We start from the raw sequence: 7,297 nt of genomic DNA on the forward strand, positions 1-7,297 counted from the left end.
TTTCGGTGAAGGTGTCGGCGCCGCGCATGGGGGTCAAGGTCAAGTGATGTGGGAGGCTCCGGTGAGCTTACCGGGGGTTGGGCTGCTGGGCTGGATGCGTGGGAGGTATTTCTTCAGCCTGCTAAGTCGATCACGTTGCCCATCACTAACTGTGGGGAGCGCAGCCACAACATAGGTTTCTTGGCTTTCAGCAGTCCACACAAGACCATAGGGACATGCAAAGAACAGCCACGCAAACCACACCCATCCAGGCCGGTCCCGGCCCGTCCGATGTGCGCCCGTACCGCGAGCGCTTGCTACGTATTGACGATGTGTGCTTTATGACCGGCCTTGGCCGCAGCACCATCTACGCCAAGGTCAAGGCCGGAGACTTTCCCAGCGCCGTGCAACTGCACGGCACCAGCGTGGCGTGGCGCGAAACCGAGGTGGACGCCTGGATTGCCGCACGTCCTGCGGTGGGCGCCACACCGCCAGCTCCACCCGCCAAGCCAGGCCGCTCACCCCGTGCGCCCCGTCCCACACGTGCCGTAGCCATGGGAGCGATCTGATGGCCACGCGCATGATGTTCCTGTGCCCCCACTGCAAGGGCAAGACCAAGACCCGCACCAGCCGGGGCCTGTCGCCCACGCTGCGCGAGCTGATCTACCAGTGTGAAGACCCGGAATGCAGCTATAGCTTCGTCGTGCAGGCCGAAGCCGTGCGCACGCTGTCGCCCTCTGGCAAGCCCGACCCGTCCATCAACCTGCCGCAGTCCCCGCAGGCGCTGGTGAATGCGCATGCGCGATCAACGGACCACCAGCGCAGCGGCGCCGGGCAATTGAGCGCCCACCCGTGAGGAACTTCACGATGCAAGCCCTTGTCCCACAGCCCCCTCGCACGCTACACTGCGCCGTCACGTCAAAAAAAGGCGTGATCGGGATTGGCGTCCCGGTGCACCTCTGCGACGCAAGCCGCAGACTCTCCCGCAGAGTACCTGCGGCTTGTTCGTTCGTGCCTCCAGTTTTTGGCGGCTCGGACAGGGAGCCGCAAGGCTCGCCGGTTCTCGCAAGAGGTGCCCGGTACGCCAACCTGTTCGAGCTGCCGCCCTCCATTGGCGTGGGGGTCGGTGGTTTTTGCAAACCGCACCTCTTGGAGGCCTTCATGGCTGACCGTACTCACGCACGCGCATTGATCGCGCGCACCACCTCGCCCGCTTCATTGCCCACATCGGGCACCCCCGACCCCATCCAGCTGCACGCCACCGCGCACAACGCGCTGGGCACTGCGCTGCACCACCTGCGCCAGCCGCACGTGGACGCCGCCCGCGCACGCCGCAAGGTGATGCAGGCCCTGGCCGCACTGCGCGGCCTGGACGTGGCCCTGAGCCTGGAGGGGTAACCATGCACACGACCACCCACAACGCTGCCCCCGAGGCAGCGCAGGCGGAGCTTTGCCTGCCGCAGCTGGTGCTCGAAGCGCAGGACTTCACCGAATCCCTGCGCACCGTGCTGCGCGCCTGCCATGCCATCGCAGCGTTGGCCGCAGGCGTCACAAGCCCACACGCCACCGTCAGCATGGACGGCCTGGGCGAGCTGTTGCACCTGCACAGCGACGCCATGGAGCAGCGCCTGGACGCCATCGGCGTGCGGCTCGATGCCGTACGCACAGCGACGGGGGCACGCGACACCAGCGACCGCGCCCGCCATCTGGCCATGGACGCCAGCGACCAGTACACCCACATGTGCCAAGCCCAGCTCGCGTTCGAGGCCGTGGCCGACATGGCGCCGTGCGCAGCCGACACCCTCACCGGCGAGAACCTTGCCGCCGCGTTGCGCCTGCTGGCCGATGCCATGGCCGAGCGCACTGCCGCCATGGACGACATGCTCGATGCACTGCACGCTGCGCTGACAGCAGCACCCGTGCACGAAGGCAAGCCAGCATGAGCGCAGCAGGCGCAAGGCATGCCTACGAAGTGAACCGGGCGCGCATCGCCAGCCTGTGGGCTGAAGCGCGGCCGGCGTCGGCCGACGATGCGGCCGGCCGCTACCTCGCGCGTAGCGGCGTGGCGCCCGCAGCACTGCGCAGCGCATACCCGGCAGCCTTGCGCCTGCATCCCGCGCTCGACTACTGGCACATGCAGGCCGACCGCAAGCCGGTGTGCCTGGGCCAGTTCCCCGCGCTGCTGGCCCTGTTCGAGGTGGACACCTACCCGCGAGGGCTGCAGGGTGCGCCCGTACCCCACGCGGTCGCGCTGCAGCGCTTCTACCTTGCGGCCGATGGATCGCTGGCCCCGGTGCCTGCACCCATCAAGCTGACCGGCAAGGCAGGCCCCGCGCTGGGCGCCTGCGCGAGGCTGGTCCCTGCAGACAGCGCCAGCCGCGTGATGGGCATGGCCGTGGGCATTGCCAACGCGTTGCGCATCGCCCAGGCCACACGCATGCCGGTGTGGGCCGTGCCCGATGCCTCACTGCTCGCCCATGCCCGCTGGCCCCGTGGCCTGCGCAGCCTGCATGTGTTCGTGGACGCCCGCGACCCCGCGCAATGGCAACCCGCCGCCGGGCTGGCGCGCAAGGCCAGCGCCTGCGGCCTGCAGGTCTTCCCGATGGTGGCCGACATGGCCCACGCCGATGGCGTCCACACCGTCCCCCAATTCACCGCCACCCGGCTTTAGAAAACGACCCCACCATGGCAACAAAGAAGGCCAGCGCACCAAGCACGGGCGCGGCAAAAACCATCCATCCAGCCATCCCCGCTGCGATTGCCGCAGCACCCACGGCTGCCCTGCAATTCACCGTCTTCACCGCCACGGTCCCCGACCGCCTGACCAAGGTTCTGACCCTGTCCCCCGATGGCACGCTGCACAAAGAAAGCGCCGCCAACATGATGCGCGGCAGCGCGGTGCGCACGGTTGCCCACGGGCTTGCAGAGCTGGCAGATATGCTGGAAACCCTCGACCCCACGCAGGCCACAAACTGGGGCGTGTGCGATGGCGGCGTGGGCAAGCCGTTGCCCATCGTTCCCGAGCGCGAGGTGGCCGACACACCCGTTGCGATATCGCGCACCCGCCGCCACTTCGCCTACCCAGTAGGCCCCGGCGTACTAATGCTCGACCATGACGGCGCACCCGATGGCGAACTATCTGCCGATGTGTTCCGCCAGCGTTTGATAGAAGCCTGTCCGGCCCTGGCAGATGCCCCCATGCTGTGGCGCCCGAGCTGTTCGGCCGGTGTGTGCACGGCGGATGGCCGCGAGCTGTCTGCTCTCACTCGCCACCGCCTCTACATTCCGGTACGCGATGCCTCGCGCATTCCGGAAGCGGGCAGGGCCTTGGTGCAGCTCTTGTGGGCCGCTGGCCACGGCTGGTTCGACGTAGGCCGGGCCGGGCAGGCGCTGGAGCGCACCCTGATCGATGCCAGCGTGTGGCAGCCCGAGCGCCTGGACTTCTGCGCGCCGCCACTGCTGGGCAAGAGCCTGCAGCGCCCGCACGCCGCGCCCCGCATCTTTGGCGACCCGCTGGCCCTGTTCGACCTCGCGTTGATCCCGCACGATGCCGACACCCACAAGCAGGCCCAGGCGCTCAAGAAGGCCGCGCGGGTTCAATTGGCAGGGCAGTGCGCCGCCCAGCGCGAGCGCTGGGTGGCGACCAATGCCCCGGCCCTGGCCAAGCGCCGGGGCATCCCCGTGGACAAGGCCCGCGACGTGCTGCAGCGCGCCAGCGCCCAGCGCGTGCTGATGGGCGACTTCGTGCTGATGGCGGAGCAGGGCAAGCCCGTCTCCGTGGGAGAAATCCTCGACCACCCCGAGCGCTGGCACAACGCCCAGTTTGCCGACCCGCTGGACCCGGATAGCGATACCCGCGTGGCGGTGGTCAACCTCAAGAGCGGCCAGCGTCCTTACCTGTTCACGCACCGCCATGGCGGCATGCGCTTCGAGCTGCTGCGCCAGAGCGCCCGCATCCAAGTAGGGCGCGGCATGCGCGTGGCCACGACCGATGCCGTCCTGGCGGTACTGCAGGAACGGGGCGAACTGTTCGACTACGGCGAGGGCGCCGTGGCCTATGTGAGCGACGGCAAGGCGCGGCCGGTGACACCTGACTGGCTGACCGACCACATGGGGCGGGTGTGCGAGTTCTATTCCATGCGCCATCGCAGAAAAGCCGATGGCGAAGAGGCACCCGAAGAAGGCCCCGAGGATGCGCCGCTGAGCGTTGCCCGCGCAATCCTGGCCAAGCATGGCGAGCGCGGCTTCAAGAAGCTGGTGGCGGTGGTCACGGCACCCACGCTGCGCATCGACGGCAGCATCCTCGACCGCCCTGGCCACGATGAAGCATCGGGCCTGCTGTTCTATTGCGAACACCCCAATCCGCCCCGCGTGCCGGTCAAACCGAGCGTGCAGGACGCCCTGGCAGCCTTGCGCTTTCTGTGGGCGCCGCTGGCCCTGTTCCCACTGGTGGACGCCGTGGCCAACGGCGTGGCCCTGCATGGCCTGCTGTCGGCCGCGCTGCGGGCCAGCCTGCCCACCGCACCGGGCGTGGGCTTTGACGCCCCGGCCGCAGGCAGTGGCAAGACCCTGCTGGCCCGCTGCATTGGCATCCTGGCCATGGGCTCGGAGCCTTCGATTCTTCCCCCGGCCGACACCGACGAAGAAACCCGCAAGCGCCTGTTTGCGGTGCTGCGCGAAGGCCAGCGCGTCGTCCTGTGGGACAACGTGCGCGAGCCGCTGGGCTCTGCATCGCTGGATGCCTTCCTGACCGCGCCCACGTTTGCCGACCGTGTGCTGGGCAGCAGTGAAACCATCACCTTGCCCAACCGGGCCTTGTTCATCGCCACGGGCAACAACCTGCGCATGACTTCGGACACTTGCCGAAGGGTGCTGACGGCGCGCATCGATGCGCAGAGCGAAACGCCCTACACGCGCGACTTCTCGTTCGACCCCGCGCAGATGATGCAGACCGAACGGCTGGCCTATGTGGTGGCAGCGCTGACCATCGTGCGGGCGTACATCACTGCAGGGCGCCCAAAGATGGCCAAGGGCAGGACCGCGAGCTTTGAGCATTGGGATGATCTGGTGCGGCAGCCCATCTGCTGGCTGGCGCAGCACGTGGCCGCGCTGGAAGGAACACCCGAAGCACAGGGCCTGCCCACGCTGTCCGACCCCATGGAAGCGGCCGCACGCGCCTTCGAGCAAGACCCGGAAACCACCAAGCTGCGCGCGCTGGTGGAAGCGTGGTTTGCAGCGTTTGGGCCGGACCAGACAACGGTAGGCGGCGCCATCCGGCGCAGTGATACCGATGCGCTGCTGGCCATGGCCATGGATGACATTGCAGGGCAGGCAGGCAAGATCAATTCGCGCATGCTGGGCCGCTGGATAGAGCGCATGCAGGGGCGCATCGTGGATGGCAAACGGTTTGTGCGCATTGGCCACCGGGCCGGGCTGCTGCACTGGGCGGTGCATCAGTCGGCGGCGCTACGGCCGATGCCTGCGGCCGACAGCATGGCCAATGACACGGCCAGCAACGTGGCGACGTTCTGAGGGCGCAGCATGAGCGACATCAAAACCGCCGCCGCCGCGCTGCTGGAACGCTTGCGCTATCGGGGCCTGCACCTGTCGGTCACTGCCGAAGGCAATCTGCAGGTGTGGCCTGCCGACTGGCTGGACGAAGCCACCAGCGATGCCATCCGGCTGCACAAGCCCGAGCTGCTGGCGCTGCTATCGGCTTCGACCAAAAGCCCGGCCGTGGATGTGCTGGAAGACGACCGCCACCGCTGCCGAGACTGCTACCACCTGCAGCGCATGGGCAATTGCGCCATGGCTGCTCAGGGGCGCTTGCCGGGCGTGCCTGAGTGGTACACGCCACACAAGGACATGCTGCAGCGCTGCCATCGGTTCTGCGCTTTGCCGTACTGACCATGCGCAGCGGCAAACCCACACCCATGACCGATGCAGAGCGGCAGCGCAAGCACCGGCTAAAGCGCCAGCGCGAGCTGCATGCGCTGCGCGCAGTGGTGCCCGCAACCCCGCAAGAGCGAGAGAGCCTGGCCCAGGTTCAGCGGCTGGCGGCCCAGCTCGACAAGGCCACGCGGACAGCCGTAGCGCTGCAGGCGCGCATCGATGCGATGCAGGCAGGGCAGGGCAATTCCGAAAGCGAATTGCAGGCCATGCGCGAGGCTGTGCGCGCTCTGATTCCCAAGCTGACCCCGGCCGCGCAGCAGGTGGCGCGCGCGCATCTGGAGGGGTGCGGCGCTGCGCAGTGGCTGAACCCGCCAGCACCGCCGCCGCAGGCTGCTGCGCCACCTTCAAGCCTTTCTTCTTCACGTGTGTTTTTTTAACCCCAGTCCACAAGGAGTGACTTATGACGTTCGATGTTCAACAACACGCCCGAAGCGCCCAGGCTGCGCTGCACGAAGCGCTGGCCGAGCTGGCCCGCGCACGCACGGCCTACGACAACGATGCAGGCCCGAGGTTTGCCCAGGCCAAGGCCGGGCAGGATTTGCTGGGCTGCAAGATCAAGGCGGCAGAAGAGGAAGCCGATGCGGCTTCGGATGCGTTCCACAAGGCGTTCTCTGAAGCTGGGTTCGAGAGCAACGATGCAGCCACGCGCAGCGCGCTCAACCGCAAGAACGATGCGCAGGCCATGGCCGAGGTGATGCGGGTGGCGCAGGCCAAGGGGGCGAAGGAACTGCAGGCGGTGGCGGCCGAGGCCAGCAGGCAGGCGCGCGCCTATGCGGCAGCGTATGAGCGGGCCTATGTGGCGCACGCGCAGGCTGAGGGCTACAAGGCGCTGCAGGAAGCGGGTGAACAGATGGCCAGGGCCATGGCGCTGGCAGCGCATGCGCCTTGCCATCCCAGCGTGCATGAGGATTCGCTGGGGCGCCCGCCCAGCTCTGCAGCCATGCACGCGGAAAGAGTGGCTGCGCGATGGGCGTTCATGCTTGATGGACTCAAGGCTATGGCCCAGGGCTTGCCAGAGTACAGCGCGCGGCCGCACGTGGAGGCGCTGGGTGTGTTCGACCTGGGGGCGTTCACGGCGCAGGATGTGCTGACGCCTGCGCAGATTCACAAGGTGCAGCGCGGAGGCGAGGTGGTGATGTAGGGCGCAGGGTCAGGCGAAAAAAAGCGCGAAGTGGTGGAGGCTGCTTCGCGCTTTTTTATTGAAGAGAGTGGCCTGGGTTTGAGCGGCCGGGCTGTTGATAACATGGCAGCTATCGGCCAGAGGACTAAACCGCTCGCGCGGTAGCCCGCCGCGAAGGCCCTGACAGTAACTACACATCGCGCCCCTGTCTATGTTGGCGAGCGAGGCAATCGGCCTCTTTCTTCG

At 67.5% G+C, this 7,297-nt stretch carries 10 protein-coding genes; 9 read left to right on the top strand and 1 reads right to left on the bottom strand.

Going from position 1 to position 7,297, the window contains the following annotated elements; translation table 11 throughout:
* Nucleotides 1-215: 215 nt before the first annotated feature.
* From ACYZGB_RS22460 to ACYZGB_RS22500, 9 genes are all read left to right on the top strand, one after another.
* The gene (locus ACYZGB_RS22460; protein WP_462391182.1) at nucleotides 216-548 is read left to right on the top strand and encodes a helix-turn-helix transcriptional regulator; all 333 of its coding nucleotides are present in this window, start codon (nucleotides 216-218) and stop codon (nucleotides 546-548) included.
* Nucleotides 548-835 (top strand): Ogr/Delta-like zinc finger protein, encoded by a 288-nt coding sequence (locus ACYZGB_RS22465; RefSeq protein ID WP_462391184.1) that lies wholly within the window; start codon nucleotides 548-550, stop codon nucleotides 833-835. The genes ACYZGB_RS22460 and ACYZGB_RS22465 overlap by 1 nt, the downstream gene beginning before the upstream one ends.
* Nucleotides 836-1,140: 305 nt before the next feature.
* Nucleotides 1,141-1,377 carry a hypothetical protein gene (locus tag ACYZGB_RS22470; protein ID WP_462391186.1) on the top strand — a complete coding sequence of 79 codons (237 nt, stop codon included), beginning with the start codon at nucleotides 1,141-1,143 and terminating at the stop codon, nucleotides 1,375-1,377.
* Between the two features lie 2 nt (nucleotides 1,378-1,379).
* Nucleotides 1,380-1,922, top strand: coding sequence for a hypothetical protein (locus ACYZGB_RS22475; protein ID WP_462391187.1), 543 nt, complete (start codon nucleotides 1,380-1,382; stop codon nucleotides 1,920-1,922).
* Nucleotides 1,919-2,650: a DUF7146 domain-containing protein gene (locus ACYZGB_RS22480; protein WP_462391189.1), complete on the top strand. Its 732-nt coding sequence runs from the start codon at nucleotides 1,919-1,921 to the stop codon at nucleotides 2,648-2,650. The genes ACYZGB_RS22475 and ACYZGB_RS22480 overlap by 4 nt, the downstream gene beginning before the upstream one ends.
* Nucleotides 2,651-2,664: 14 nt before the next feature.
* The gene (locus ACYZGB_RS22485) at nucleotides 2,665-5,511 is read left to right on the top strand and encodes a hypothetical protein (RefSeq protein ID WP_462391191.1); all 2,847 of its coding nucleotides are present in this window, start codon (nucleotides 2,665-2,667) and stop codon (nucleotides 5,509-5,511) included.
* 9 nt (nucleotides 5,512-5,520) lie between these two features.
* Nucleotides 5,521-5,886 carry a hypothetical protein gene (locus tag ACYZGB_RS22490; RefSeq protein WP_462391193.1) on the top strand — a complete coding sequence of 122 codons (366 nt, stop codon included), beginning with the start codon at nucleotides 5,521-5,523 and terminating at the stop codon, nucleotides 5,884-5,886.
* Between the two features lie 2 nt (nucleotides 5,887-5,888).
* Nucleotides 5,889-6,308, top strand: a complete 420-nt coding sequence (locus ACYZGB_RS22495) for a hypothetical protein (RefSeq protein ID WP_462391194.1) — start codon at nucleotides 5,889-5,891, stop codon at nucleotides 6,306-6,308.
* A gap of 23 nt (nucleotides 6,309-6,331) precedes the next feature.
* Entirely contained in the window at nucleotides 6,332-7,072 is a 741-nt protein-coding gene (locus tag ACYZGB_RS22500; protein ID WP_462391196.1) for a hypothetical protein, read from the top strand.
* A gap of 9 nt (nucleotides 7,073-7,081) precedes the next feature.
* Here the strand turns inward: ACYZGB_RS22500 and ACYZGB_RS22505 are convergent.
* Nucleotides 7,082-7,297: hypothetical protein (locus ACYZGB_RS22505; RefSeq protein WP_462391198.1), on the bottom strand; the 216-nt coding region annotated here is incomplete at its 5' end.

This window comes from Acidovorax sp. Q11 (genome assembly GCF_054950075.1).

Coding starts and splice junctions, on each gene's coding strand:
- ACYZGB_RS22460 (WP_462391182.1), top strand. CDS start 216: ATGCAAAGAACAGCCACGCAAACCACACCCATCCAGGCCGGTCCCGGC.
- ACYZGB_RS22465 (WP_462391184.1), top strand. CDS start 548: ATGGCCACGCGCATGATGTTCCTGTGCCCCCACTGCAAGGGCAAGACC.
- ACYZGB_RS22470 (WP_462391186.1), top strand. CDS start 1,141: ATGGCTGACCGTACTCACGCACGCGCATTGATCGCGCGCACCACCTCG.
- ACYZGB_RS22475 (WP_462391187.1), top strand. CDS start 1,380: ATGCACACGACCACCCACAACGCTGCCCCCGAGGCAGCGCAGGCGGAG.
- ACYZGB_RS22480 (WP_462391189.1), top strand. CDS start 1,919: ATGAGCGCAGCAGGCGCAAGGCATGCCTACGAAGTGAACCGGGCGCGC.
- ACYZGB_RS22485 (WP_462391191.1), top strand. CDS start 2,665: ATGGCAACAAAGAAGGCCAGCGCACCAAGCACGGGCGCGGCAAAAACC.
- ACYZGB_RS22490 (WP_462391193.1), top strand. CDS start 5,521: ATGAGCGACATCAAAACCGCCGCCGCCGCGCTGCTGGAACGCTTGCGC.
- ACYZGB_RS22495 (WP_462391194.1), top strand. CDS start 5,889: ATGCGCAGCGGCAAACCCACACCCATGACCGATGCAGAGCGGCAGCGC.
- ACYZGB_RS22500 (WP_462391196.1), top strand. CDS start 6,332: ATGACGTTCGATGTTCAACAACACGCCCGAAGCGCCCAGGCTGCGCTG.